27 protein-coding genes are annotated in these 25,975 nt (G+C 58.4%); 16 read left to right on the forward strand and 11 right to left on the reverse strand.

Annotated elements, in window-relative coordinates:
• Positions 1 to 193 precede the first annotated feature (193 nt).
• The gene (locus WMO66_RS12275) at positions 194 to 661 is read right to left on the reverse strand and encodes a MarR family winged helix-turn-helix transcriptional regulator (RefSeq protein WP_349136712.1); all 468 of its coding nucleotides are present in this window, start codon (positions 659 to 661) and stop codon (positions 194 to 196) included.
• A gap of 167 nt (positions 662 to 828) precedes the next feature.
• Here WMO66_RS12275 and WMO66_RS12280 point away from each other — a divergent pair, with 167 nt between their 5' ends.
• Together WMO66_RS12280 and WMO66_RS12285 are read left to right on the forward strand one after the other, a co-directional pair.
• Positions 829 to 2,586 (forward strand): ABC transporter ATP-binding protein, encoded by a 1,758-nt coding sequence (locus tag WMO66_RS12280; protein WP_349136713.1) that lies wholly within the window; start codon positions 829 to 831, stop codon positions 2,584 to 2,586.
• Between the two features lies 1 nt (position 2,587).
• Entirely contained in the window at positions 2,588 to 4,507 is a 1,920-nt protein-coding gene (locus WMO66_RS12285) for an ABC transporter ATP-binding protein (RefSeq protein WP_349136714.1), read from the forward strand.
• Positions 4,508 to 4,832: 325 nt separating this feature from the next.
• Here WMO66_RS12285 and WMO66_RS12290 read toward each other — a convergent pair whose 3' ends face one another.
• Entirely contained in the window at positions 4,833 to 5,867 is a 1,035-nt protein-coding gene (locus tag WMO66_RS12290; protein WP_349136715.1) for a HAMP domain-containing sensor histidine kinase, read from the reverse strand.
• Positions 5,854 to 6,537 carry a response regulator transcription factor gene (locus WMO66_RS12295; protein ID WP_349136716.1) on the reverse strand — a complete coding sequence of 228 codons (684 nt, stop codon included), beginning with the start codon at positions 6,535 to 6,537 and terminating at the stop codon, positions 5,854 to 5,856. The genes WMO66_RS12290 and WMO66_RS12295 overlap by 14 nt, the downstream gene beginning before the upstream one ends.
• A gap of 159 nt (positions 6,538 to 6,696) precedes the next feature.
• Here WMO66_RS12295 and WMO66_RS12300 point away from each other — a divergent pair, with 159 nt between their 5' ends.
• Genes WMO66_RS12300 through WMO66_RS12310 form a run of 3 tightly spaced genes read left to right on the forward strand, consistent with a single transcriptional unit; the run spans position 6,697 to position 8,307 of the window.
• Positions 6,697 to 7,533 (forward strand): DUF2238 domain-containing protein, encoded by an 837-nt coding sequence (locus WMO66_RS12300; RefSeq protein WP_349136717.1) that lies wholly within the window; start codon positions 6,697 to 6,699, stop codon positions 7,531 to 7,533.
• Positions 7,526 to 8,128 carry a CDP-alcohol phosphatidyltransferase family protein gene (locus WMO66_RS12305; RefSeq protein ID WP_349136718.1) on the forward strand — a complete coding sequence of 201 codons (603 nt, stop codon included), beginning with the start codon at positions 7,526 to 7,528 and terminating at the stop codon, positions 8,126 to 8,128. Before WMO66_RS12300 ends, WMO66_RS12305 begins: the two co-directional genes overlap by 8 nt.
• Positions 8,125 to 8,307, forward strand: a complete 183-nt coding sequence (locus WMO66_RS12310) for a hypothetical protein (protein WP_349136719.1) — start codon at positions 8,125 to 8,127, stop codon at positions 8,305 to 8,307. The genes WMO66_RS12305 and WMO66_RS12310 overlap by 4 nt, the downstream gene beginning before the upstream one ends.
• Positions 8,308 to 8,404: 97 nt before the next feature.
• Here the strand turns inward: WMO66_RS12310 and WMO66_RS12315 are convergent, their stop codons facing one another.
• The 3 genes from WMO66_RS12315 to WMO66_RS12325 all read right to left on the reverse strand — a co-directional run bounded on the left by WMO66_RS12315 (position 8,405) and on the right by WMO66_RS12325 (position 11,440).
• Positions 8,405 to 9,469, reverse strand: a complete 1,065-nt coding sequence (locus WMO66_RS12315) for a hypothetical protein (RefSeq protein WP_349136720.1) — start codon at positions 9,467 to 9,469, stop codon at positions 8,405 to 8,407.
• A complete protein-coding gene (locus WMO66_RS12320) occupies positions 9,466 to 10,839 on the reverse strand; it encodes an amidase domain-containing protein (protein ID WP_349136721.1) in 1,374 nt (457 codons plus the stop codon). The genes WMO66_RS12315 and WMO66_RS12320 overlap by 4 nt, the downstream gene beginning before the upstream one ends.
• Positions 10,840 to 11,191: 352 nt before the next feature.
• Positions 11,192 to 11,440 carry a hypothetical protein gene (locus WMO66_RS12325; protein ID WP_349136722.1) on the reverse strand — a complete coding sequence of 83 codons (249 nt, stop codon included), beginning with the start codon at positions 11,438 to 11,440 and terminating at the stop codon, positions 11,192 to 11,194.
• A gap of 189 nt (positions 11,441 to 11,629) precedes the next feature.
• Here WMO66_RS12325 and WMO66_RS12330 point away from each other — a divergent pair, with 189 nt between their 5' ends.
• From WMO66_RS12330 to WMO66_RS12380, 11 genes are all read left to right on the forward strand, one after another.
• Complete coding sequence (locus WMO66_RS12330; protein WP_349136745.1) at positions 11,630 to 12,181, forward strand: RNA polymerase sigma factor; 552 nt, start codon at positions 11,630 to 11,632, stop codon at positions 12,179 to 12,181.
• On the forward strand, positions 12,165 to 12,893 hold the full coding sequence (locus WMO66_RS12335) for a DUF4367 domain-containing protein (RefSeq protein WP_349136723.1): 729 nt from the start codon (positions 12,165 to 12,167) through the stop codon (positions 12,891 to 12,893). The genes WMO66_RS12330 and WMO66_RS12335 overlap by 17 nt, the downstream gene beginning before the upstream one ends.
• 109 nt (positions 12,894 to 13,002) lie before the next feature.
• Positions 13,003 to 14,265: a serpin family protein gene (locus WMO66_RS12340; protein WP_349136724.1), complete on the forward strand. Its 1,263-nt coding sequence runs from the start codon at positions 13,003 to 13,005 to the stop codon at positions 14,263 to 14,265.
• Between the two features lie 16 nt (positions 14,266 to 14,281).
• The gene (locus WMO66_RS12345) at positions 14,282 to 15,445 is read left to right on the forward strand and encodes a serpin family protein (protein WP_349136725.1); all 1,164 of its coding nucleotides are present in this window, start codon (positions 14,282 to 14,284) and stop codon (positions 15,443 to 15,445) included.
• Positions 15,446 to 15,552: 107 nt separating this feature from the next.
• Positions 15,553 to 15,789, forward strand: a complete 237-nt coding sequence (locus WMO66_RS12350; protein ID WP_349136726.1) for an AbrB/MazE/SpoVT family DNA-binding domain-containing protein — start codon at positions 15,553 to 15,555, stop codon at positions 15,787 to 15,789.
• Positions 15,786 to 16,514, forward strand: coding sequence for an ABC transporter ATP-binding protein (locus tag WMO66_RS12355; RefSeq protein WP_349136727.1), 729 nt, complete (start codon positions 15,786 to 15,788; stop codon positions 16,512 to 16,514). Before WMO66_RS12350 ends, WMO66_RS12355 begins: the two co-directional genes overlap by 4 nt.
• Positions 16,511 to 17,257: an ABC transporter permease gene (locus WMO66_RS12360; protein WP_349136728.1), complete on the forward strand. Its 747-nt coding sequence runs from the start codon at positions 16,511 to 16,513 to the stop codon at positions 17,255 to 17,257. The genes WMO66_RS12355 and WMO66_RS12360 overlap by 4 nt, the downstream gene beginning before the upstream one ends.
• A gap of 108 nt (positions 17,258 to 17,365) precedes the next feature.
• On the forward strand, positions 17,366 to 17,599 hold the full coding sequence (locus tag WMO66_RS12365; RefSeq protein WP_349136729.1) for a FeoA family protein: 234 nt from the start codon (positions 17,366 to 17,368) through the stop codon (positions 17,597 to 17,599).
• Complete coding sequence (gene feoB / locus WMO66_RS12370; protein WP_349136730.1) at positions 17,596 to 19,602, forward strand: ferrous iron transport protein B; 2,007 nt, start codon at positions 17,596 to 17,598, stop codon at positions 19,600 to 19,602. The genes WMO66_RS12365 and feoB overlap by 4 nt, the downstream gene beginning before the upstream one ends.
• Before the next feature lie 3 nt (positions 19,603 to 19,605).
• Positions 19,606 to 19,749: a hypothetical protein gene (locus WMO66_RS12375; RefSeq protein WP_349136731.1), complete on the forward strand. Its 144-nt coding sequence runs from the start codon at positions 19,606 to 19,608 to the stop codon at positions 19,747 to 19,749.
• 108 nt (positions 19,750 to 19,857) lie between these two features.
• Positions 19,858 to 20,748 carry an undecaprenyl-diphosphate phosphatase gene (locus WMO66_RS12380; RefSeq protein WP_349136732.1) on the forward strand — a complete coding sequence of 297 codons (891 nt, stop codon included), beginning with the start codon at positions 19,858 to 19,860 and terminating at the stop codon, positions 20,746 to 20,748.
• A gap of 42 nt (positions 20,749 to 20,790) precedes the next feature.
• Here the strand turns inward: WMO66_RS12380 and WMO66_RS12385 are convergent, their stop codons facing one another.
• From WMO66_RS12385 to WMO66_RS12405, 5 genes are all read right to left on the reverse strand, one after another.
• On the reverse strand, positions 20,791 to 21,789 hold the full coding sequence (locus WMO66_RS12385; protein ID WP_349136733.1) for a helix-turn-helix domain-containing protein: 999 nt from the start codon (positions 21,787 to 21,789) through the stop codon (positions 20,791 to 20,793).
• A gap of 175 nt (positions 21,790 to 21,964) precedes the next feature.
• Positions 21,965 to 24,094, reverse strand: coding sequence for a polyribonucleotide nucleotidyltransferase (locus tag WMO66_RS12390; protein WP_349136734.1), 2,130 nt, complete (start codon positions 24,092 to 24,094; stop codon positions 21,965 to 21,967).
• A gap of 179 nt (positions 24,095 to 24,273) precedes the next feature.
• Positions 24,274 to 24,540: a 30S ribosomal protein S15 gene (gene rpsO, locus WMO66_RS12395; RefSeq protein ID WP_349136735.1), complete on the reverse strand. Its 267-nt coding sequence runs from the start codon at positions 24,538 to 24,540 to the stop codon at positions 24,274 to 24,276.
• Between the two features lie 154 nt (positions 24,541 to 24,694).
• Entirely contained in the window at positions 24,695 to 25,219 is a 525-nt protein-coding gene (locus WMO66_RS12400; protein ID WP_349136736.1) for a deoxycytidylate deaminase, read from the reverse strand.
• 20 nt (positions 25,220 to 25,239) lie between these two features.
• Positions 25,240 to 25,725, reverse strand: coding sequence for a COG2426 family protein (locus WMO66_RS12405; protein ID WP_349136737.1), 486 nt, complete (start codon positions 25,723 to 25,725; stop codon positions 25,240 to 25,242).
• Positions 25,726 to 25,975 lie beyond the last annotated feature (250 nt).

Here is a 25,975-nt window from a genome sequence, read left to right on the forward strand (position 1 = left end):
TGCTGACGCACGCTGCGCCGTCTCATGCAGAATCTGACGCGCCCTCGGCGCTATAAAAAGCTTTTAAAGCTTTTTATTAGATTCTAGTATAAGATAGTGAATGGAGCGTATCGGTGCAGATACGCTCCATTTCTGATCCATATGGTGCAGCTGCAGTCCCTTGGCTCAGCTTGTCAAAAAAGCCCGGCTGCTCTCAGTGAGCGGCCGGGCCTGCTGCATCCTGCTGCGTGAGGTTGTTCAGCATCTGCAGGCACACGCTGCGGAAAACAGCCTCGTCCTCCGGCCGGATTCCCTGCAGAAGCAGGCGGTCCGTTTCATCCAGACAGGTAACAAACTGTGCATGCATGGCGCGTGCTTTTTCGGTTGGAAGCAGCTGCTTGCAGCGCTGGTCGCGAGAGACCGCGCGGCGCTCAAGCAGGCCTGCAGCCTCCATGCGCTGGAACAGGCGGCTGAGCGTTGCACCGCGCAGCTGGAAGCGCTGCTCCACGTCGCGCTGCGTCAGGCAACGGCCCTCGTTGCGCAGCAGATAGTGCAGGATCATGCCCTGTGTGCCGGTCAGCTCTACAAGCCCGGCCTCCGATGCCGCCGCGTCCAGATGGCGGCGGATCTGATTGGACAGACATTTTACGACACCGCCGATGGGCTGCTCCGTCTGCTGCATGGATGCTCCGCCTCCGTTTCTGCTTTTGGAATTTATAAATCTTATTATACCGCCGGATCGCGGCTCCGTCAACCGTGGAATGACAGAATTAACAAAAAATCCATTGACAATTTAGTGATATCGCCATATAATTAGCATGCTAACAATTTGAAGCAAGGAGGAATACCATGCTGAAAACCTTGGGGGCGCAGGTGAAGCAGTATCGCTGGGTCACGTTCATCACGCCCGTTTTTTCTGCGCTGGAGGCCGTGGCCGATATGTTCCTGCCGATGCTGATGTCCCAGATTATCGACAAGGGCGTCAAGGTCGGCGGGCAGGCAGGTATGCAGGCTGTGCTGCATTACGGCGCAATCATGGTGGCCGTTGCCATCGGTGCGCTTGTCTGCGGCATTCTGGCGGGCCGCTTCGCATCGATCGCTTCGACGGGCTTCGCGGCGAATCTGCGGCAGGCCATGTTTGCCAACATCCAGAGCTTTTCGTTCTCGAACATCGACCGCTTCTCCACGGCGGGCCTTGTTACGCGCCTGACGACAGACGTCAGCAACGTGCAGCTCTCCTATCAGATGATCACGCGTATCTGCGTGCGCGCGCCTGTCATGCTCATCACGGCGCTCATCATGGCATTTTCCATTCACGCCAGCCTGAGCATGATCTTCGTTGCGGCCATCGTGATTCTGGCGGCTACGCTGTCGTTCATCATCTTCAAGGCGACGGGCACGTTCAACCGCGTGTTTAAGAAGTACGACGATCTGAACGCCAGCGTGCAGGAGAACGTCGGTGCCATCCGCGTCGTCAAGGCCTTCGTGCGCGAGGATTATGAGCGCAGCAAGTTCAACAAAGCGGCCAACGCCGTCTACCGCATGTTCGTAAAGGCGGAGACCTACGTGTCGTTCAACAACCCCGTGATGATGCTGACGGTGTTCGGCAGCATGCTGGGCCTGTCGTGGCTCGGCGCAAAGGCCATCGTGCTTGAAGGCTTCACGGAGGGCGGCCTGATGAGCCTGTTCAGCTATGTCATGAGCATCCTCATGAGCCTGATGATGATCTCCATGATCTTTGTCATGATGAGCATGAGCGTGGCAAGCGCCCGCCGCATCTGCGAGGTGCTGAACGAAAAGGCCGACCTCACCAGCCCGGCGCAGGCGCTCACGGCCGTTCCGGACGGCAGCGTGGATTTTGACCACGTCAGCTTCTCCTACCGGCAGGGCAAGGGCAAGCCCGTCCTGCAGGACATCGACCTGCACATCGAGGCCGGGCAGACCATCGGCATCCTCGGCGGTACGGGCAGCGCGAAGTCGAGCCTCGTCAACCTGATCTCCCGCCTGTACGATGTATCGGAGGGCAGTGTTCGCGTCGGCGGGCACGATGTGCGTGAATATGACCTGACGACGCTGCGTGACGAGGTCGCGGTCGTGCTGCAGAAGAACGTGCTGTTCTCCGGCACGATCCTGGAAAACCTCCGCTGGGGCAACGCAGAGGCCACGCAGGAGGAGTGCGAGCGTGTCTGCCGTCTTGCCTGCGCGGACGATTTCATTCAAGCCATGCCGCAGGGCTATGAGACCTACATCGAGCAGGGCGGCACGAATGTCTCCGGCGGGCAGAAGCAGCGTCTGTGCATCGCCCGTGCCCTGCTGAAAAAGCCGAAGATCCTCATCCTCGACGATTCGACGAGCGCCGTCGATACCGCGACGGACGCGCGCATCCGCAAGGCCCTGCGCGAGGAGATCCCGAATACGACGAAGATCATCATTGCCCAGCGCATTTCCAGCGTGCAGGACGCCGACCGCATCCTTGTTCTGGACGAGGGCCGCGTCAACGGCTTCGGCACGCATGAGCAGCTGCTTGCCGCGAACCGCATCTATCAGGAGGTCTATCAGGGCCAGACGCAGGGCGGCGGCGACTTCGACGAGAAGGAGGGTGCATAATATGGCGACGAAACCGATGCGCGGCCCCGGCGGGCGCGCGATGCACGCCACGGAACGGCCGAAGAATACCGGCAAGACCATGCGCCGCACCATGGCCTTCATCCTGAAGCACTATAAGTGGCACTGCCTTGCCGTCGTGATCTGCATCGTCCTGACGGTGCTGGCCCAGCTGAATGGCACGCTGTTCCTGCAGAAGCTCTATGACAGCTATCTTTCCCCCATGCTGGAGAGCGGCAGCACGGACTTCACGCCCCTGCTGCACAAGCTCATCCAGGTCGGCGCGGTCTACGCCATCGGCGTGCTGTGCTCGTGGGGCTATACCCGCCTGATGGTCAATGTCTCGCAGGGCACGATGCGCAACTTCCGCGAAAAGCTCTTCGGCCATATGGAGAGCCTGCCTATCTCGTATTTCGACACGCATTCCCACGGCGACATCATGTCCGTCTATACGAACGATATCGACACGCTCCGCCAGTTCATCGGCCAGAGCCTGCCGCAGCTGTTTTCCAGCATCATCAGCATTGTGAGCGTGTTCGTCAGCATGATCGTGCTCAATGTGCCGCTGACGCTGCTGACGCTCGTCATGGTGGCCCTGATGCTGTTCGCCACGAAGAAGATCGCCGGGAAGTCAGGCAAGTTCTTCGTCCGGCAGCAGCAGGACCTCGGCAAGGTCAACGGCTATATCGAGGAAATGATGCAGGGCCAGAAGGTCGTGAAGGTCTTCAACCACGAGCAGGCTGCCATCGAGCGCTTCAACGAGCTCAACGAGCAGCTGCGCGACAGCTCCTGCCGCGCCAACAGCTATGCAAACGTCCTTATGCCGGTCAACGCCCAGCTCGGCAACGTCAGCTACGTGCTGTGCGTCGTGGCGGGTGCGGCGCTGGCGCTGCATGGCTATGTCGGTCTGACGCTCGGCACGCTCGCGGCGTTCATGACGCTCAACCGCAGCTTCAACCAGCCCATCACGCAGGTCAGCCAGCAGCTGAACTCCGTCGTTATGGCCATGGCCGGTGCGGAGCGCGTGTTCCGTCTGCTCGATGAAAAGTCCGAGACGGATGAGGGCTATGTGACCCTTGTCAACGCGGTCGAGCATCCGGACGGCACGCTGACCGAGAGCGAGAAGCGCACCGGCGTGTGGGCGTGGAAGCATCCGCATCAGGCGGACGGCACCGTGACCTATACGAAGCTCGCGGGCGACGTGGTGTTCCACGATGTGGACTTCGGCTATACGCCGGAGAAGATCGTTCTGCACAACATCGATCTCTATGCGACGCCGGGCCAGAAGATCGCCTTTGTCGGCTCGACGGGAGCAGGCAAGACGACGATCACGAACCTCATCAACCGCTTCTATGACATCGCGGACGGTAAGATCCGGTATGACGGCATCAATATCAACAAGATCCGCAAGGACGATCTGCGCCGCAGCCTCGGCATGGTCCTGCAGGATACGCACCTGTTCACCGGCACGGTCATGGAGAACATCCGCTACGGCCGTCTGGATGCTACGGACGAGGAATGCATCGCTGCGGCGAAGCTGGCCAATGCGGACGGCTTTATCGAGCGCCTGCCGAACGGCTATGACACCATGCTGACGAGCGACGGCGCGAACCTCAGTCAGGGCCAGCGCCAGCTGCTTGCCATTGCGCGCGCCGCCGTGGCAGACCCGCCAGTGCTGATCCTTGACGAGGCGACGTCCTCCATCGACACGCGCACGGAGGCGCTCGTGCAGGCAGGTATGGACGGCCTGATGAAGGGCCGCACGACGTTCGTCATCGCCCACCGGCTTTCGACGGTGCGGAATGCGGACTGCATCATGGTCCTTGAGCAGGGCCGCATCATCGAGCGCGGCACGCACGACGACCTCATTGCCCAGAAGGGCCGCTATTACCAGCTCTATACCGGCAAAAAGCCGGAGAAATAAAACCAAAGACGCTGCAGCCTTTTCCTCGCTGCAGCGTCTGAGACCGTCGAAAAAGTCCGTAACCGTCAAAATCCGGAAAACATTTTAGAGATATTCGTTGGTTTTGGACTTTCCGTATTATTTAGGATTTTCAAACTTATTAGCGAAAAATCTCTTGATTTACATGGATTTTGACTTACTGCGCAACTCGCACCCTACCGTACCTTTGTACGCCGACGGGTGCGAGTTGCTTGCCTTCCGAACTTTTTCGCAGTCTTCCAGCGTGTCGAAAAGAGTTTTTCGACACGCTGAGACGCTGCAGCGATAAAAACCTGCAGCGTCTGTTTTACTTTTTCGGCAGGATGACGCGGAACGTCGAGCCCTGCCCGGGGGCGCTGTCGACCTCGATGACGCCGTCGGACAGCTCGACGATGCGCTTAACGAGCGGCAGGCCGAGGCCGTTTCCCATGGCCTTGCGGGAGCTGTCGCCCTGATAGAATTTCTCGAAAATGCGCGCCTGCACCTCGGGCGTCATGCCGCAGCCGTGGTCCGTGACGGAGACGACGGCGCATTCCGTCTGGTCGAGCAGGCGCAGGGACAGCTCCTGCCCCGGCTCGCTGAATTTGATGGCGTTGCCGATGAGGTTCGTCCAGACCTGCAGCAGCAGAGGCTCACAGGCCGTCACGCTCACGGCGTCCAGCTCGGCACGAAAGCTCAGCGACTTTTCCTCCCACTGCGGCTCGAGCATCACAACGGCCTGCCGCAGCTGCTCATCGAGGCGGAACGTGCTGCGCTGGTCGGAAAGCGACTGATTCTCGAGCTTTGAGAGCATGAGGATGTTGCCGACGAGCGTGGAGAGGCGGTGCGTGTTATAGAGGATCTTGTCCAGATATTCGTCGCGCTCCGCCTGCGTCAGGCCGGTGTCCTGCAGGAGCATGGCATAGCCCTCGATGGCGGTCAGCGGCGTCTTGAATTCGTGTGAGACGCTGGAGACAAAGTCGTTCGTGACATTGTTGATCCGGTTCATCTCGCGCACGAGTGCGTTGAAGTTCCGCAGGGTCGTCTGCACCTCTTCAAGCTTACTCGGGTCTTCAACCGTGATGCTGTAGTTGCCGCGCGCGACCTCGCGCGAGGCCTTGCTCAGCTTGACCATCGGGGCCAGCACGCGCCGCCCAACGAGAAAGCTGGCGCTGCCGCTTGCGGCCGCCGCCACGAGCAGCAGGGCCACGAGCGTGGAGACGTTGATGTGGCCGATGACGCCGAGCTGCTGCAGGGCCGTCAGCGCGCCGACAACGGCACCGAACGAGATGATGACGACGATGGCGATGATGAGCAGGTAATACGTCCGCAGACGCAGGGAAAAGCGTTTATCCTTCTTCATGCTTCCGCTCCGCCTTATAACCGATGCCCCGAACGGTTATGATCTCAAAGTCCTGATTTTCCCGGAAGCGGTCGCGCAGCCGGTTGATGTGCACGTCCACCGTGCGGGGGTCCGTGTGGGTGTCGATGCCCCAGATGTCGTCCATGAGCTGCTGCCGCGTGAAGATGTGCCCCGGCGAGGAGACGAGCTTGTATAACAGCAAAAACTCCTTCTGCGGCAGGACGGTCTGCACGCCGCCCGTCAGAACGGAGAACGAGTCGAATTCGAATGTCGTTGTGCCAAGCGTCTGCCGCCGGTCCGCGACCATCTGCGCGCGCCGCAGCAGGGCGTTGATGCGCAGCACGAGCTCGTTGACGTTGATGGGCTTGACCAGATAGTCGTCCGCCCCTGCCAGAAAGCCGAACTGCATGTCCTGAAAGCCGTCGCGCGCCGTGATCATCAGCACGGGGATGGTATTGCCGCTGTCGCGCAGGCCGCGCACCAGCGCATAGCCGTCCAGCTGCGGCATCATGATGTCCGAGACGATGAGGTCGATATAGTCGCGCTCGAGGACCTGCAGCGCCTCCACACCGTCGGCTGCGCCGATGGGCTGGAAGCCGTGGCGCGTCAGCACGCGGCAGAACAGCTGCCGCAGCTCGGCGTCGTCCTCGGCAACGAGAATCTTGAACATGGGGATCCCTCCGTTTCCGTCCTCTCAGTATACCACAGACGGCCGGATTTTGGAACGGAAAATTTCCGGTTTATGAACTGAAATTCATAATCGGTTGACGCAGAATTGATAATTCCGGGATATGATATCGGTAGAAACATGAAAAGGACGGGAACGGAATTGAAAAATAAAATGTCGCGGCAGGAACGCCGCGAGGCGCGGCTGCGCCAGGAAAAGCTGCGCCTGCAGAAGAAGAGCAAGCTGACGCTCATCGTCTATGCCGTGATCCGGCTCATCGTGGTCGGCGTGCTCGTCCGCTCGGCCTTCAACGGCCAGATCGAAAGCGTCTACACCTGCCTCCTGACGCTCGTGCTGCTGCTCCTGCCCTCCATTCTGGAGCGGAAGCTGGGGGTACGCCTCCCGGCCGGTTTGGAGATCACGGTTGTCGTCTTCATCTTTGCAGCGGAGATCCTCGGTGAGATCGCCTGCTTTTATGTGACGGTCCCGTTCTGGGATAAGGCCCTGCATACGACGAGCGGCTTTATCTATGCGGCGGTCGGCTATTCCATGGCGGACGTTCTGAACCGCCACAAGAAGGTCAGCTTCGAGCTTTCACCGCTGTTTCTGGCGCTCGTGGCGTTCTGTTTCTCCATGACGATCGGCGCATTGTGGGAAATTTTTGAATTCTCCGTGGATAACCTGTTCCACAAGGATATGCAGAAGGACACGGTCATCCAGCAGATCACCTCCGTGGCGCTCGACCCGACGAACCGCAACATTCCCATCACCATTTCAAACATTCAGGATGTCGTTGTGAACGGCGAGAGCCTCGGCCTCGGCGGCTATCTGGATATCGGCCTGTATGACACCATGGGCGACCTGATCGTCAATCTCATCGGCGCGGTCGTGTTCAGCGTCATCGGCTATTTCCATCAGAAACACCGCAAAAAGTCCGTTGTGACGCAGCTGTTCGTCCCGCAGGTGGACGAAAAAGAGGAGGATGTGCAGCATGAATGATAAGGAGCACCGCAATCTGGAGCGCGCGGGAAAGGCGGATACGGACCGGATCCTGACGATCCCCAATGTGCTGAGCTTTTTCCGGCTGGCGCTCATTCCCGTGATCATCGTACTGTATGCAAAGAATGAGGTCTGGTGGGCGTTCGGCATGCTCGTGCTGTCCGGCGTGACGGATGTCGTGGACGGCTGGGTCGCGCGGACGTATCACATGGTCTCGAATTTTGGTAAGGCCATCGATCCCGTCGCCGACAAGCTGACGCAGATCGCCGTGCTGCTGTGCCTTATGCCCATGAAGTGCTGGTGGGTCGTCGGCATTCTGGTTTTGAAAGAGGTCTCCATCGGCATCATGACGCTCCTGACCCTGCACCACACCGGCATGGTCTACGGCGCGGGCTGGTACGGCAAGCTGTGCACGGCCGTGATCTACCTTTCCATGTTCGTCCTGATGCTCTGGCGGACGGCGCCGGACTGGTTCCTGTATGCGGATGCCGCGCTCTGCGCCTGCCTGATCCTGCTGGCGTTTGTGAAGTATGCCATCCGCTACGGCGGCATTCTGCGGGAGGCGCGCGCAGACGGCGCGCGGAAGCAGGCATGAATGCGCCGATCCTCTCGTTTTTTGCGGCACATGCCCCGCGGCAGGCGCTGCACCGCGGCCGCAGGAGGCGCTTCTTCCGCTGCCCGGCCTGCAGAGCCGTGCAGATCGTCCCGGCAGGCTGCGGCCAGACGAAGATCGTCTGCCGCAAGTGCGGGGAGATCTTCTTACGGAGAACCTGAATAATGACGGACCGCCTCGGAACACCCTTCGAAAGGAAGGTGCTCCGGGGCGGTTTTTCTGTAAGAGAGCTTTCAGACAGTTTAGCAAGCAGACGATTCAGTTTCCTGCACTGCGCTGATAGCCCGTTATCAGAATGTACGGGTTTTCCTGCGGGTCTAGCCACAAGAGTGTGTTTACCATATCGGCTTCGGGAAGCCCGATGCAGCCTCCCGTTGCACCCTTGCTGCAATGAAAGAATATTGCACAGCCGCGTTCCGGAATGGTATAGGGAGCAGTGTTAAAACGGATGACGCAAGCATATGCATAGGCGCTCTGATAGTCTTCCAGATGCTCAACATCATCGCTCCACAGATCGAGGATGGACGGGTCGTCGCGTTCCTGCCACGAATTAAAGTAAATGGAATCTTCGTCACATACCCAATCTGAGCTTGGCGTAACGTCTCGCCATGGCATCTTCAGTCCATCTGGCTTTGGAGAATTTCCGAAAGCCAAACCCAGCGACCAGAGTCCCGCAGGAGATGTGTTGCTCCCGCGTTTGCGTCCGTGCATAATGCCGTTACCTCCAACCCAGCCATGCATCCTGCTCAGACCGGATACAGGCTGCCAGGCTCCGCCCGCCTCCCGCTGATAACACACGGTTTCCGTCTGAATGCCATCCGTCTCCTGTGCTACGACCAGCACCAGTTGGTTACACTCGCGAGAGTCAAGGCCTTCCGGCGTAAGCCCCTCAACTGCCATCCATTTTTCCAACAGCTCCATCTCATTGCAATTCTGATCAGCGGGAAATGTTTCTGCCAGTTCAGGCTGCCATGTAGCCTGCGTGTCTCCCGGCTGCGGCGAAATTGGTACACCGTTTTGATAGAAGGATTCGTCCCAAACGGCGTATGTGCGCTCAGGCTCCGTGGCAATGACCGATGGCGCCTCCGGCATATGGGTGCTGTTCTCGGTATTCTGTGGCTGGGAGGGAACGTTTCCTGCCTCTGTGGCCTCCGTGGGTGCGGTACGGGGTGGAATGCTCTCCTGTTCGATGGTTGGTATATTTCCCTCAATGTCGTGAAGTATATCTGAACAGCAGGCGGAGAGATATATTGACAAAATAGTACAGCATGCACATGGAAAAAGCAGTGCAATAATGCGTTTGCGAAATCCTGCCTTCATCAAATGTAGTAGTAGCCGCCAGTAATATGAGCAGTTGCAAAGCAACTTGCAGAATAGCTGCAATACTGCGCAAGAGGCATATAGGCAGATGTCGTCGAACTCGAATTTGCTGCTATGCAAAAATTACTCACGCCGCGTGAACCAACTGTTCCTGTTGTTCGTGTAACTACCATTGCGTGATCATAGGTTCCACTGTCTACACTTCGCGTGCCAGCTGTGTCCCAGATAATTACATCGCCAACACACGCTTTGGCTAAGCCCAGCCAATAATAGCCTTGTGGACCGGATATAGTATGATCACTGAGCCAGATGATTTTGAGGAAGCCGTTTACATTATCCCATCCCCAATTTAACCAATATTTATCACCATAGTAGGTAGTGTATTGATTTCTGCACCAGACATTTGTAGAATTAGTGCCTGTCCAAGCTGTAGAAACAGCGGGGAATGCAGTTGTCGAAGTACCTGAAGCGCCACATCCAGATAGAAGTCCGGCCCAAACACATTGCGACGCGAAATTTTGGCAATTAGAACTGCTTGCACCAAATAAACTATTAGTTTTATTGTAATATTGCTTGGCGTAATTTACTGCCGCCGTCGAGCTATATGATGTTGTTTGGTATGTTGCTGTGGTTGTAGCTGTGTTATTCGTGTTGGCGGGCTTTTCCATTGTCGAAAAATCATGGTCACCGACAACGGCCAAAGCGGCTGCGTGGGCATCGAATGAGTCATAAACAAACCCGTCTGCTTGTTCATTCGGCATACTTGTCTTTGCTGTGACGATGCCCCAGTTTCCGTTGATTTTTTCCAGTGTCAGATAATAAACACAGTTTAGATAAAATGTATCCTCGAAAGCACCTTCCATTTCATAACAATAATGAACGCCTATTTCCGCGGTGCAAGTATTCCCAGTTAATACGCCCGAGAAATTTTCAAATTCAATACTATCAGAAATGATCTTAAAATCGCAAATATCAGCAATTTCACGCTGGTATTGATTCTGGCTTTCGATATATGCGATCGTGCTGTCAACCTGCTCATTCCGAATAGACTGAACAGTAAACGTAGTGCAGTTGTAATCACTATCTCGTCTGCTGGCATAGATTGAAGAAATAAAAAGCTCACAGGTCGCCTGTATTTCGGCAGCTGTTCCCGCGTTATCAGTCAGACTTGCCCAAGTGCGTTTGTACTCATCTTGTGAGAGTTGTGTCGTGCCTGCAACAGGTATAACTTGATTTTCGTTATGAAGCACAGTCGCATGGTTTGTCTCCGGGTCATAAGAGGCATTTGCTTCAACAGCGGAAGCAGAAAATGCTGTTGCAATGAGCAGAGAAACAATGGACAAGAGGGCAACCACTTTTTTGATTTTTTTCATGACACTTTCTCCTTTCAGAATCTTATCGTTATGAGCAAATGTGCTCAAATTAATGTATGTACGTCTTTATGATGGTAAATTAAATCAATCAGCACTGAACCAAGCAATGGCTATGCGTTAGCACTTTTAGAACCTCAGTAAACGTACTGGATATTTCGATGAATCAGTTATAAAAATCAACTTTTGTATGTTGCATAGCTGGTGTCGGTTATGTATTCAACCGTAGCTGCGGTTAATACAAATTGCGACGTTGCCCGATATTGCCCCACACTATCAAGCGCGACAATGTATTCTTGACTAAAAGATTGGCTCGTAGTAGAATATGTCCAAGTATTATTTGGTGCTGGAATATTCACCCGAATCCACGTACCGCTGACCTTTTTTCAAGATACGTTGTCACATACGCTGATTTTAATCCGTTTGTCCCGTAACACTTAACAACAACAACTGCTTTTCCGGAGCTACTGATAGAAAGAAGAACCTCCGCCTGTCGAGCATTTGCGTATTGTGGCCGAATGCTATCTGCCCGAAGTGCTTGCACATTATATGATATTGAAATAGTAACAATAATTGCAATTAGAAAACTGAATACACGTTTCATTATTTCACCTCCTATTTCTGTATGGTGTATGCTACGCTTACCATTGCCTCTATTTTCTAAGACAGCTGCTGGGGCAAAAATGATACAACTTTTTCGCTTTTTACATACATTTTGGACAGATGGGTTGCTTGACAGTGTGCGGCGTGCGGGGTATCATGATGAATAGTTGGGAGGTGCGTTTCCTTGCTGATGCTGTATTTTGCCCTGATTGACAGCGAAGCCGACCAGCTTCGCTTTTCCGATATTTACAGCAACTATCAGAAGCAGATGCTGCTTGTGGCGAAGCGTATTCTGCACAGTGATGAAGATGCGGAAGATGCTGTTCAGATCGCATTTCTGGGCATCGCACAAAGGATAAAATCCCTGCCGGTTGATGATAGGCGTTTACGGGCTTATGTACTTACCGCAGCCAAAAACGCTGCACTATCGTTGCTTCCGCAGAAGAAACGGCAGGACAATATGCTTGACATTGATGAGCTTCCAATAGCCTCTGACGAGGATTTGTTTGTGAAGGTTATGCAATCTCAGGACTATGACACATTACTGCGTGCTGCGAGAATGCTGCCCGCTCCATATCGTGAGGTATTGCTGATAATCTGCGTAGAGGGGCAGACTGTAGCTGCATCAGCGGCCATACTGCATCGCAAGCCGGGGACAGTGCGCCAGCAGCTCAATCGCGGGAAAAAACTCCTGATTGATTTTTGTCGGAAGGAGGGAATGTGCTTTGAAGAGCAGGGCTGAAACGCCGTTTGAGCGGGCGCTGATCGATGCGACGCTGGAGGAGTACTCGGATGTACCAGATTGTGAGGATAAAATTGCAATTCAATTGTCGGATCACTTTATCCGAAAGACAGAAAAGCTGAACAGGAAGACAGTATCCAAAGGTTGGAAGTATCAGAATACAGTGTGGAAGCGAGTGGCCCTTATTGCAATCCTTGCGGCAGTATTGGCGGCAAGCGCAATGGCGATTCCGGCAGTCCGTGAAGCAATTATCAAGTTCTTCCTCCATGATGAGGGCACCCATTATGAGGTTTCATTCGACCCAATACAGGCGGCTTCTGCCCCGGATTCTATCGAGACAGTGTATCTCCCAACATATATACCGGATGGATATCAGCAGGAATTCAAAACAGTCAGCATTGCAGCTGTGTCAATCGGCTGGCACAATGCGAACAATTGGTGGATTTGCTTTGATCAAGTCCCCATGCCGGAGGACTACGAGAATGCAACAAGGGGAGGCATTAATTCGGAGGGAGCAACAGCGGAATCAACCGGCATAAATGGATTTGAGGTGATCAAAATTACCGATAATGAGGTCATAACCTACATCTGGACAAATCATGAGTATATGTTTACGCTGATGTGCGAAAAAGAAATCCCGGAATCGGAGATGTTGAAGATATTCTCCAGCGTGCAGGCGGATGATCATGCGATCATTGACGGCATGCAATAGGTGCTTTATTAGAGAATGATTGTTGGAGAGCGACTGCCTCCTTTTTGCGGGAACTTCCGGTGCTCTGCTGCGTCTAAGCAACAGAACATCTGCAAAGGAGGAACCACGCATGAAGCTGAAACAACTCATCTGCCTGCTGCTGGCAGCACTGCTGCTCGGGGCCTGCGGCAGTCCCGCCGCTCCGACGGAGGCAACGGAGGAAACGAAGCCGACCGATGCCGGGCTGGACCCGGTCGTTCCGACGGATGCTGCCGAATCGTTGGGAAAGCCGGAGCCGGTCGAGGATCTGACCGTGCCGGATCAGACCGCCGCTGTGGGTGGGGCGAATTTTGCACTCGATCTGCTGCGCGGCGCAGCAAAGCCGGATGCCACGACGATCCTCTCACCGTATTCCGCCCTGCTGGCCCTCGGCATGGCCGCAAACGGTGCAGGCGGCCGAACGCTGGAGGAGATGGAATACGCGCTTGGCGCAAGGCTGGAGGATCTGAATGCCTGGCTTGCTTCCTGCCGCGCGGCGGAGGACGGCGAGGTCGTCTCGGCGAACTCACTTTGGACCAGAGAAAGTCTGCAGCTTCTTCCGGAATTTCAAAAGGCCGTTGAACAGAATTACGGCGCGGAGGTCCATGCAGGAGAAATCAGCGCGGTGGCAATCAACGAATGGGTCAGTGAGAATACGAAGGGGCGCATCAAAAAGCTCCTGGAGCAGGATGACCCGAGCATCGTGACCTATCTCATCAACGCCATGACATTCGACGCAGAGTGGGCCAGCCCCTATGAGCCGCAGAGCTGCAGCGAGGGCACGTTCCACGCGAGCGACGGCACGGAGCAGACCGTGACCTACCTGTCCGGCGAAGAGCGCGGCTATCTCGAGGTCGCGGGCGCAACGGGCTTTGTAAAGCACTATTCCGGCGGACGCTATTCCTTTGCGGGCCTGCTTCCGGCCGAGGGCAGTACCCCGGAGGATCTGCTGGAGGCACTTGACGGCGAGACGCTGCTGCAGGCAATCTGTAATCCGCAATCGAAAACGGTCTACACGCGTATGCCGAAATTTACCGCTGCGACCACGGCAGAGCTAAAGCCGGTGCTGGAGCGTATGGGCATGCAGGCGGCCTTTACGGACGCTGCGGATTTCTCGCTGCTGTCTGACACGCCTCTGAAGATCGACGCCGTCCAGCAGAAGACCTATCTGCAGGTCGATGAGAGCGGCACGATCGGCGCGGCCGTGACGAGCATACCGATGATGGAGGCAACGGCGGTCCAGACCGAGGAGCCCAAGACGGTCTATCTCACGCGCCCGTATCTCTGCGTGATCTTCGACCATGAGACACAGAGCATTGTGTTCCTGGGCATTGTGAACCGGGTGGACGGCTGAGTCGGAGGGAAACGGAATGAAGCGAAGCTTGCTGGCAGGAGCCCTGCTTACAGCCCTCCTGCTCGGGGCCTGCGGCACGCGCGAACCTGTGACGCTGACGGAAACGGACTGCCGGACTGCCGCCGTAGCGGCGGATTTCTCCATCACGCTGCTGCGGAATGCTGCAAAGCCGGATAAAACGACTCTTCTGTCGCCATATTCCGTGCTGCTGGCCCTCGGCATGGCCGCAAACGGCGCGGGCGGCCGCACGCTGGAGGAGATGGAATATGCCCTCGGCGCAAAGACGGACGACCTGAACCACTGGCTTGCCGCCTGCCGCTTGGCGGAGGACGGCAAGGTCGTCTCGGCCAATTCCCTCTGGACGCGGCAGGAGCTGGAGGTCCGGAAGGAGTTCCGGAAGACGATCCGGAAACAGTATGATGCGGAGCTTCACGAGGGCGAGTTCAGCATGGAAGCTGTGAATGACTGGGTCCGGAAGAACACGAAGGGCCGGATCGAAAAGATTTTGGAGCAGGACGACCCGATGAGTCAGGCATGTCTGGTCAACGCCCTGACATTCGATGCCGAATGGCCCGTGGCCTATACGCCGGAATCCGTCTATGACGGTACGTTTTTCACAAGCGACGGCAGCAGGCAGGTCGTGCCATTCCTGCACAGCGTGGAGGAGAGCTATTTCGAGCTTGCGGGCGCGGAGGGCTTTGTGCGGCCGTATGCGGGCGAGCGCTATGTGTTTGCGGGCCTTCTGCCTGCCGAGGGCACCACACCGGAGGAGCTGCTGCAGGCGCTGGACGGCGAGGCTCTGCTAAACGCCCTCGGCGAGCCGCAGACAGAGGAGGTCCATGTCGCGATCCCAAAGCTCATCGCTGCCACGGACAGGATGCAGCTGAAGGAGCCGCTGCGCGCCATGGGCATGGAGCTGGCGTTTACCGACGCTGCGGATTTCTCCCGCCTTGCAGAGAAGCCGCTGAAGATCGATTCCGTGCAGCACAAGGTTTGGCTGCAGCTCGACGAGCAGGGGACGCAGGCAGCCGCCGTGACGAGCACGCTCATGGCGCCCACTGCAGCGGCAGATATGGAGGAGCCGAAGACCATTGCCCTCACGCGGCCGTTCCTCTTTGTGATCTTCGACCATGAGACACAGAGCATTGTGTTCCTGGGCATTGTGAATCAGGTGTCCTGACGGAATCAAACCCGTGCACGAAAAAAACGTGCACGGGTTGACTTTTTATTTCCACGGTGGTATAACTAGTAATACAAGTTATACAAATCGGAAACGGAGGAAGAACCATGGGGAACAACGGCTTTCCGGAGGGAAAATACATGACGACCGTAAAGGTCGGGCCGAAGGGGCAGATCGTCATCCCGGCCGAGGTGCGCGAAATGTTCGGTATCGCGCCGGGCGACCAGCTTCTGCTGCTGGCAGACACGGAGCAGGGCATCGCCCTGCCGCCCAAGGCGCAGGCCGGGCAGATCTTTGCAGCCATTACGGCGGCAATGCCGAAGAGAAAGGATGACAAAGCATGAATGCCATTGAGACTCATGCTCTGACGCGCCGCTTCGGGCCGCGCACGGCCGTGGACGGGCTGGACCTGACCGTCCGGCAGGGCGAGCTGTTTGCCCTGCTGGGCGTGAACGGAGCGGGCAAGACGACGACGCTGCGCATGCTCTCGGGCCTGCTGCAGCCGACGGGCGGCGAGGCGGACATCCTCGGCTTTCGCCTGACGCAGCAGCCGCAGGAGATCAAGCGGCGCATCAATCTCTCCCCGCAGGAGACGGCCGTTGCGCCGAACCTGACGGTGCGGGAGAATCTGGAGCTTATCGCCGGGATCTACGGCGCATCGCGCCGGGAGGCCGCGCAGCGCGCGGCGGAGACGATCGCGGAGTTCCATCTGGGCGAGGTAGAGCGCAGCCGGGCCAAAACGCTCTCCGGCGGCTGGCAGCGGCGGCTTTCCATCGCTATGGCGCTGATCTCGCAGCCGCAGCTCGTATTTCTGGATGAGCCGACGCTCGGGCTGGATGTGCTGGCGCGTCGGGAGCTGTGGCAGGTCATCCGAAGCCTGCGAGGCAGAGTGACTGTCATCCTCACCACGCATTATCTCGAGGAGGCGGAGGCGCTTTCCGACCGCATCGGTATCCTGTCGCACGGCAGGCTGCGTATCTGCGGCACGGCGCAGGAGCTGTGCGCCGCGGCGGGCGAGACGCGCTTTGAGGAGGCCTTTATCAAGCTGGCAGGGGAGGGAGTCCAATGAGAAGAATGCGCTTTTTTGCCTCGCGCAACGCGCGCGAAATTCTCCGCGATCCGATCAGCGTCGGCTTCGGCGTCGTGTTTCCCATCCTGCTGCTCCTGCTGCTGAGCTTCCTGAACCGACATATCCCGGCGGAGGCCCACATGACGCTCTTTGAGCCGGAGCAGCTTGCGCCGGGCGTCAGCGTGTTCAGCCTGAGCTTTCTGGCGCTGTTTTCCGCGCTGCTGCTCTCACGCGACCGCTCGTCGGCCCTCATTCTGCGGCTGTATGCCTCGCCGCTGACGGGGCGGGATTTCATCCTCGGCTATCTGCTGCCCATGCTCCCCATGGCGCTGGCGCAGACGCTTGTGTGCCTGCTGGCGGCCATCCCGCTCGGCCTGCCGGTGTCGTGGCGCATTCTGGCCTGCACGGCGGTCAACGTGCCCATCGCGCTTGTGAATCTGGCGCTCGGGATGCTGTGCGGCACGCTGCTGCCGGAAAAGGCCGTCGGTGGGATGTGCGGAGCCCTGCTGACCAATGTCTCGGCGTGGCTCTCCGGCATCTGGTTCTCGCTCGACCTTGGCGGAAAGGTTTTCCGCCGCATCGCCTACGCGCTCCCGTTCGCCAACGCCGTCGACGCGGCGCGGGCCGCTCTGGCAGGGGACTGGGGCGGCATGTTCCCACAGCTCTGGATCGTTCTGGCATGGGCCTTTGGCCTGCTGACGGCGGCCATTGTGATCTTCCGCAGAAAAATGACCGCAAGATAAATTTCCGGTGCACCGATTTTCGGTGCACCGTTTTTTTCCTTGACAGGGAAAGCCGAGTATGCTACTATGAAAAAATGTTAAGACTGTCTAACTTTGGAGGGAGAAGCCATGACCTTAAAGGAGCTTCCTGTCGGAAAAAGCGGGCTCATTACGGCGGTCGGCGGCGAGGGGATCCTGCGCTGCAGACTGCTGGATATGGGCCTGATCCCCAATACGCGCGTGACGGTGCAGAAGATCGCCCCGATGGGTGACCCCATGGAGATCCGTCTGCGCAGCTATGAGCTGACGCTTCGCATGGACGACGCGGCGCAGATCGAGATCCTGCCGGAGGTGGGCGCATGATCTTTGCACTGGTCGGAAATCAGAATTGCGGCAAAACGACGCTGTTCAATCAGCTTACCGGGTCCAACCAGCATGTCGGCAATTTTCCCGGCGTGACGGTCGACAGCAAGGAGGGCGTGATGCGCGGCGCAAAGGGCTGCAGCGTCGTCGATCTGCCGGGCATCTATTCTCTGCGACCCTATACGGCCGAGGAGATCGTGACCCGCGATTTTATCCTGAATCAGAAGCCTGACGGCATCATCAATATCGTCGACGCCACGAATATCGAGCGCAACCTCTATCTGACGCTGCAGCTTCTTGAAATGCAGATCCCGATGGTGCTGGCGCTCAACATGATGGACGAGGTGCGCGGCAACGGCGGTACCATCGATGTGCAGAAAATGTCCGATGAACTCGGCATTCCGGTCGTTCCCATCGCCGCGGCGAAGAACGAGGGCATTGAGGAGCTGGTCGACAGTGCCGTGCGTGCTGCACGCACGCGCACGCTGCCGAAGCGCGTGGATTTCTGTGATGACGGTCCGGTGCACCGCTGCATCCACGCCGTCTCGCACCTGATCGAGGATCACGCGCAGGCTGCCGGGATGGCCCGGCGCTTTGCGGCGACGAAGCTCATCGAGGGCGACGAGGACATCATCAGCCGCCTCCTGCTCAATCAGAACGAGCTGGAGATGGTCGAGCACAGCATCGTCGAGATGGAGGACGAGGGCAAGCTGGACCGCAATGCCGCCATTGCCTCCATGCGCTATGACTACATCGAGCGCCTGTGCTCCAAAACCGTGGTCAAGTGCCGCGAGAGCCGCGAGCATCTGCGCAGTGTGCGCATTGACCGCGTGCTGACGAACAAATATGCAGCCCTGCCGATCTTTGTCGGCATCATGCTGCTGATCTTCTGGCTGACGTTCGACGTGGTCGGCGCGGGCCTGCAGGACCTGCTGGCGCTGGGCATCAGCCGCCTGAGCGCGGTGGTCGACCATGGCCTCACGGCCTATGGCATGAACCCGGTAGTGCATAGCCTCATGATCGACGGCATTTTTGCGGGCGTCGGCAGTGTGGTGAGCTTCCTGCCCATCATTGTGGTCATGTTCTTCTTCCTGTCCATTCTGGAGGATACGGGCTATATGGCGCGCGTCGCCTTTGTGATGGACAAGCTCCTGCGCAAGATCGGCCTGTCCGGCCGCAGCTTCGTGCCGATGCTCATCGGCTTCGGCTGCACGGTCCCCGCCGTGATGGCGACCCGGACGCTGCCATCCGCTCGCGATCGCCGTCTGACGATTCTGCTGACGCCGTTCATGAGCTGCTCGGCCAAGATCCCGATCTATGCCGTGTTCACGGCGGCATTCTTCCCGCTGCATGCTGTGCTCGTGATGGCGCTGCTCTACTTCGGCGGCATGGTTGTCGGCGTGCTCATCTCGCTGCTGCTGAATCACACGGTGTTCCGCGGAAATCCCGTCCCGTTCGTTATGGAGCTGCCGAATTATCGCCTGCCGACGCTCAAGAGCGTGGCCATGCTCCTGTGGGACAAGGCGCGCGACTTCCTGCAGCGCGCGTTTACGGTCATTTTTGTGGCGACGCTTGCCATCTGGTTCCTGGAGTCGTTTGACCTGCACCTGAATTTCGTGACGGACAGCAGCAGGAGCCTGCTTGCCTCTGTCGGGCGCATCCTCGCGCCGGTTTTCCGCCCGCTGGGCTTTGAGGACTGGCGTGTGACGACGGCTCTCATTACCGGCTTTACGGCCAAGGAGGCCGTGGTCAGCACGCTCGGCATCCTGACCGGCGCGGGAACGGAGCACCTGAGCGCAGCGCTCTCCGGCCTGTTCACGCCGCTGTCGGCCGTGAGCTTCCTGACGTTCACCCTGCTCTACACGCCGTGCGTCGCGGCCATTGCGGCCATCGGGCGCGAGCTGGGCGGCAGGCTGCGCGGCGCAGTCGTTGCGGTGTTCCAGTGCGTTGTGGCCTGGTGCGTTGCAGCGGGGCTGTATCAGCTCCTGCTGCTGATCGCCTGACGCATGGGGTGGCTGGAATGGGTCGTGCTGGCGCTGCTGGCGGCATGGCTGGCCGTGTCGCTTTGGCGCATGCTGCACCACCGCGGCTGCTGCGGCTGCTGCGGAGACTGCACGCACTGCCGGACGTCCTGCAGAAAAGACAGATAAAGGGGGATGCGGCCGCATCCCCTTTTGCTTTGACATCCGGCGGAAGATGTGCTATACTTTCCCAGTATTGGCATAGAATCGAACAGATAACCGGAAAGAAGGTTTTTCATGAATTTTATCGAATGGCTGAAGGTCATCTTGCTCGGCATCGTGGAGGGCATCACGGAATGGCTCCCCATCAGCAGCACGGGCCACCTGATCCTGACGGACGCCATCTGGCCGCTGCAGCAGTCTGATGCGTTCAAGGAGATGTTCAACGTCGTCATCCAGCTCGGCGCGATCCTTGCTGTTGTGGTGCTCTACTGGAGCAAGCTCTGGCCCTTCCACCGTAAGCGCATCCCGCAGCGCTCGTGGTTCGCCCAGCAGAGCACGAACGGCTTCGTGGGCGGCCTGCAGCGCTTCGGCGACCGTTATTGCTGCATGGACAAGATCGTCATGTGGCTGAAGATCGCGGTGTCCTGCCTGCCTGCCATGCTCATCGGCCTGCCTCTGAACGATTGGCTCGACAAGCACTTTTATAACCCGACCGTCGTGGCCCTGATGCTGCTGCTCTATGGCGCCGGCTTCCTGTTCGTCGAGCGGTATAACCGCAGCCGCAAGCCGCGCGTGAATTCCATCGCGGCGCTGCGCTGGTCGGATGCGCTGCTCATCGGCGTGTTCCAGGTGCTCGCGCTCATCCCCGGCACGTCGCGCTCCGGTGCGACCATTCTCGGCGGCATCCTCATCGGCACGTCGCGCGAGGTCGCCGCGGAATACACGTTCTTCCTCGCCGTGCCCGTGATGTTCGGCGCGTCGCTGCTGAAGATCGTGAAATTCGGCACGATCAGCGGCACGGAGCTTGGCGTGCTGCTCGTCGGCATGGCGGTCGCCTTCGGCGTGTCCATCCTCGCCATCCGCTTCCTCATGGGCTATATCCGCAAGCACGATTTCACGGCATTTGGCTGGTATCGCATCGGCCTCGGCCTTCTCGTGCTGCTGTACTTCTATGTGATCCGCTGATATCAAGCGGGACCGCCTCACAAAGAGAGGCGGTCCCGGTATTTATATGTACTTGATTTCGAGGCTGCCGAAGCTGAGATCGGCATCCAGCAGGATCTGTGCTTCAGGATGCTCACAGGGCGTCCCGCGCTGGTTGAGGCTGGCCGCCGTCGTATCCTTCCCGGAGACCGTGACGGCGAAGCGGTCCGGCACGAGCAGCGTCAGGCTGCCGAAATTCGTCTCAACGGTCAGCGGGCAGTTGTCCTGCACGGCCTCGCAGCCGGACAGATCGACGGTGAAGTCTCCGAAGCTCGTCTCGATCCTGCCGCTGCGCAGGAGCGGTGTCACGACCGGCACACGGCAGGAGCCAAAGCTCAGCTCGCAGCTCAGGTGGCCGTTATCGCAGCGCGTGTCCTGCGTGAATTTCCCGCCGTAGGAGGCGCGCACATGGTGCTGCTTCCGCCTGCGGCCGCAGAAATAATCGACCAGCAGGCTCACGCCCCACAGCAGCAGAAAGACCGGGATCAGGACGCTCCAGCGGAAGCCGATGGACAGAAAGCCGAATGCGGTCAGCAGCGAATAGCCGCCCACGAGCATCAGGCCGATGCTGAAGCAGGAGAAGCGGTGCGTCAGCATGCTCAGACCGCCCAGCAGCAGGGCGGATGTCCAGAGGATCGTCCAGACGGATACATCGAATTTTCCCAGCGCATTGACAAGAAACAGCGCACCGATGGCGAGGACGTAGATCGCGAACCACAGCCCGCTGCGTGCGGCGCTGCCGATGGTGTAATCCAGAATGTGTTCCTTCTCCTCCGGCTTGATGACCTCTGCCTCGTGTACGCGCTCCTCCTTCGGTGGTGTGCGGCCGAGCAGCTCATCCACGCTGATGCCGAAGATGGAGGCAAGCTCCGGCAGAATGGTGATGTCGGGGCAGGAGAGGTTGTTCTCCCATTTGCTCACCGCCTGTGCGCTCACGCCGACGCGCTGCGCCAGCTGCTCCTGCGTCATGCCCAGCCGCTTGCGGTGATAGGCAATGCGCTTTCCAAGCGTTCCCTGTTCCATTGTGATTTTCCTCCTTCATGTTCTGGCATTACCATATCATGAATTGGCCGAAAAAGCTATCATCCGGTCGTTCATTTTGCAAAAAACCGCCGCTCAACTTCCGGTTGAGCGGCGGTTGTGCCTTTCAAAACGACAATGCCCGGCGCTTTCGCGCCGGACATTGGAGAAATCAGGTTTACTTCTTCTCGGACTCAGCGATCTCCTTCAGGGCATCCTTGCGGCTGAAGTTCGCGCGGCCCTTCTCATCGAAGCCCATGAACTTGACCCACGTCATGTCGCCGACGTTCAGAACGTCCTCGACCTTTTCGACGCGGCGGTTTTCAAGCTTGGAGATGTGGACCATGCCGTCGTGGCCCGGAGCGATCTCGACGAACGCGCCGATCGGCAGGATGCGGACGACCTTGCCGTAGTACAGGGCGCCGACCTCGGGGACGAAGCAGATGTCGTCGATCATCTTCTTGGCGGCGTAGCCCGCAGCGGGATCGACCGCAGCGATGAAGACGTTGCCGTCGTCGTCGATGTCGACCTTGGCGCCGGTATCGGCGCAGATCTTCTGGATGGTCTTGCCGCCGGAGCCGATGACCTCGCGGATCTTCTCGACGGGGATCTTCATGGAGATCATCTTCGGAGCGTACTCGGAGACGTCCGCGCGCGGCTCGGAGATGCAGGGGAGCATGACCTTGTCCAGAATTTCAAGACGGGCCTTGCGGCAGCGCTCGAGTGCGTCGGCAATGATCTCCATCGTCAGGCCCTTGTTCTTCAGGTCCATCTGAATGGCGGTGACGCCTTCCGTCGTACCGGCGACCTTGAAGTCCATCTCGCCGTGGAAGTCTTCCACGCCCTGAATGTCCGTGAACGTGCGCCATGCGCCGGTCTCCTGATCGGAGATGAGGCCGCAGGAAATGCCGGCGACCGGGCGCTTGATGGGAACACCGGCGTCCATCAGTGCCAGCGTAGAGCCGCAGATGGAGGCCTGCGACGTCGAGCCGTTGGAGGACAGGACCTCGGAGACGACACGGATGGCATACGGGAACTCCTCAACGCTCGGGATCACAGGCAGCAGGGCCTTCTCGGCGAGGGAGCCATGGCCGATCTCGCGGCGGGAGGTGGAGCGGCTTGCTCTGGCCTCGCCGGTGGAGAACGACGGGAAGTTGTAGTGGTGGATATAGCGCTTCGTCTCTTCCGGATAGATGGTGTCGAGCTTCTGCGCGGCGGACAGTGTGTTGAGCGTGCAGATGGACAGGACCTGCGTCTGGCCTCTGGAGAACAGGCCGGAGCCGTGGACGCGCGGCAGAACGCCGACCTCGGCGTCGAGCGGGCGGATCTCGTCCATCTGGCGGCCGTCGACGCGCTTGCCCTCGAGCAGCCACTTCTTGACGACCTTCTTCTGCATCTTATACAGGCAGACCTCGATGTTGACGTCGAAGTCCTCATACTTTTCGGCGAACTTGTCGGCGAAATCGCGGCGGGCCGCGGTCAGGCGCTCCTCGCGGACGTTCTTGTCGTCGGTGTCGAGGGCATATTCGATCTGGTTCATGCCATAGGCGCACAGATCGTCGAGCAGGTCGTGGTTGACGGCTGCCTTTTCAAACGTGAACTTCGGCTTGCCAATGGTCTCGACGATGGTGTTGATGAACTTCACGACCTCCATGTTCGTCTCATGGGCGATGCGGATGCACTCGAGCACGATGCTCTCCGGGGCTTCCTTGGCCTCGGTCTCGATCATGACGACCTTCTCGAACGTTGAGGCGATGCACACGAAGCACTCGGAGGCGCTGCGCTGCTCGGCAGAGGGGTTGATGACGTACTGGCCGCCGACATAGGCGACGTTCGTCGTGGCGATCGGGCCGTTCCAGGGGACGTCGGAGCAGGCCACAGAGATGGAAGCGCCCAGAGAGGCGACGATCTCAACGGGGTTCTCGTAGTCGTTGGCAAGGACGGTGCAGGTCACGACGACATCGTTGCGCAGCTCATCGTCGAAGAGCGGGCGCATCGGACGGTCGATGATGCGGCTGTTGAGGATGCCGCGCTCGGAGGGCTTGCCCTCGCGGCGGTTGAAGCTGCCGGGAATGCGGCCGACGGCGTACATTCTCTCCTCGAACTCGATGGTCAGCGGGAAATAGTCGATGCCGGGCTTGGGGTCCGGGGAGCAGGTGACGGTCGTGAGCACGACGGTGTCGCCGTAGCGGCAGATGCACTCGGCGTCGGCCAGCTCTGCGACCTTGCCGGTCTCGACGGTAAAGGGACGGCCGCCGATGGAAGTCTCAAACACATGGTGGTTGGGATACTGTTTTCTGGTGATCATGGTTTATCCTCCTGTCAGAATGAAGTTCCACGGGAGGTTTAGCACTTGAAGCCGCGGCCAAACGCGCGCTCGGCAGCGCCTTCAACTGCTAAACTTCGCTCCCGTGTGCGGGGGTAATGCGGGGGAAGGGGAGACGGTGAAAATGGGCGGACCGCTGGCGGGCCGCCCATTGTTCGTGATTACTTACGGATGCCCAGACGAGCGATGATGGCGCGATAGCGGTTGATGTCCTTCTTGGCCAGGTAGTCGAGCAGGCTGCGGCGCTTGCCGACCATCATGAGAAGGCCGCGGCGGGAGTGGTTGTCGTGCTTGTGCTCACGCAGATGCTCGGTCAGCTCGTTGATGCGGGCGGTCAGGATCGCGATCTGGACCTCGGGGGAACCGGTGTCGCCCTCATGGGTCGCATACTCGGCGATGATAGCGGTTTTCTTTTCCTTCTGGATCATGGGAATACTCCACCTTTCAAAATATTATCCAACGGCTAAGTCCGGGCGGGCGGAATGCTCCTTCCGGAGCGGTCTCCCAGAACTGAGCGCGTGGATGTACCGGCAAAATTACCAGCCGTAATATCGTAGCATAGAATGACGGAAAAGTAAAGGATTATTTTTCGTCCGCGTCGCTTTTCTGCGGGATCCCGGCGCTTTCCGGCGCGCGGAAATCCAGCGTGATGGAGGCAAGCTCCGTCTGCAGAGGGTGATAGCGCACACCGGCGGCGTCCAGCATGCGCTTTGAGGCACGGATGTTGGCCGTTTCGGCGTATTTGTCGGAAAAATAGATGATCTCCCGGATGCCGCTCTGGATGATGGCCTTGGCACACTCATTGCATGGGAACAGGGCCACATACAGCCGCGCGCCGCGCAGCACACGGCCGCCTGCATTCAGAATGGCGTTCAGCTCCGCGTGGACGACATAGGGATATTTTGTCTCCGCGCCCTCGCGCTCCCACGGAAAAACGTCGTCGCTGCAGCAGCAGGGCAGGCCGTTATAACCGGTAGAGAGAATGATGTTCTCCGGCGAGACGATGCAGGCGCCGACCTGCGTGTTCGGGTCCTTGCTGCGGCGGGCGGCCAGCAGGGCGACGCCCATGAAATACTCATCCCAGGAAATGTAGTCGGTTCGTTTCATCGCGGCTCCTTTCGGACGGGTCAGGCGAGAAAGCGCAGGGCCTTCACGCCGGTCAGGGCGAGCGTCACGAGCAGACCGGCAATGAGCACGCCGGCATAGATGGCGGGCAGGGCGCGCTTCAGCCGCATCTCCATCAGCGCTGCGACGAGGGCGCCGGTCCAGGCGCCGGTGCCCGGCAGGGGAATGGCGACAAGGATGCACAGACCGACCAGCTCGGATTTGCGCACACGGCTGCTCTTGCGGTCGGCGCGGCGCTCCAGCGAAACGGCAAGACGGCCGAGGCGGGGATAGCGCTTCATCCAGTGCAGGATCTTCCGCACGAACAGCAGCAGGAACGGGACGGGCAGCATATTGCCCAGCGCGCTTGCGGCGAAGGCCAGCCAGGGATCCAGTCCCTGCGAAATGCCATAGGGGATGCCGCCGCGCAGCTCCACGACCGGCAGCAGCGAAATGAGAAACGTCATCACGCATTTGCCAAGGACGGTGCCGAACAGCCAATCGATCATCGTTTCAGCTCACCTTTCAGAAATGTACCCTCAGTATAACATACGACGCGCCCGATTGCAAGAAGAATGCCTGACGGAAGTCAGGCATTGCAGACTGTCAAAAAACTGCTTGGCCGAAAGTCTCGGAGGGAAGGATCGTGTGAAAGGAAACCGTCAGGGTTTCCTTTCGCGTTCCATCACCCGCCGCAGCGGCAGAATTGCAAAATAAAACTACAAAAATGGATTTTGCAATTCTGAAAGCAGTTTGGCG

The organism is Faecousia intestinalis (assembly GCF_040096185.1).
GTDB lineage: Bacteria > Bacillota > Clostridia > Oscillospirales > Oscillospiraceae > JAZOXB01.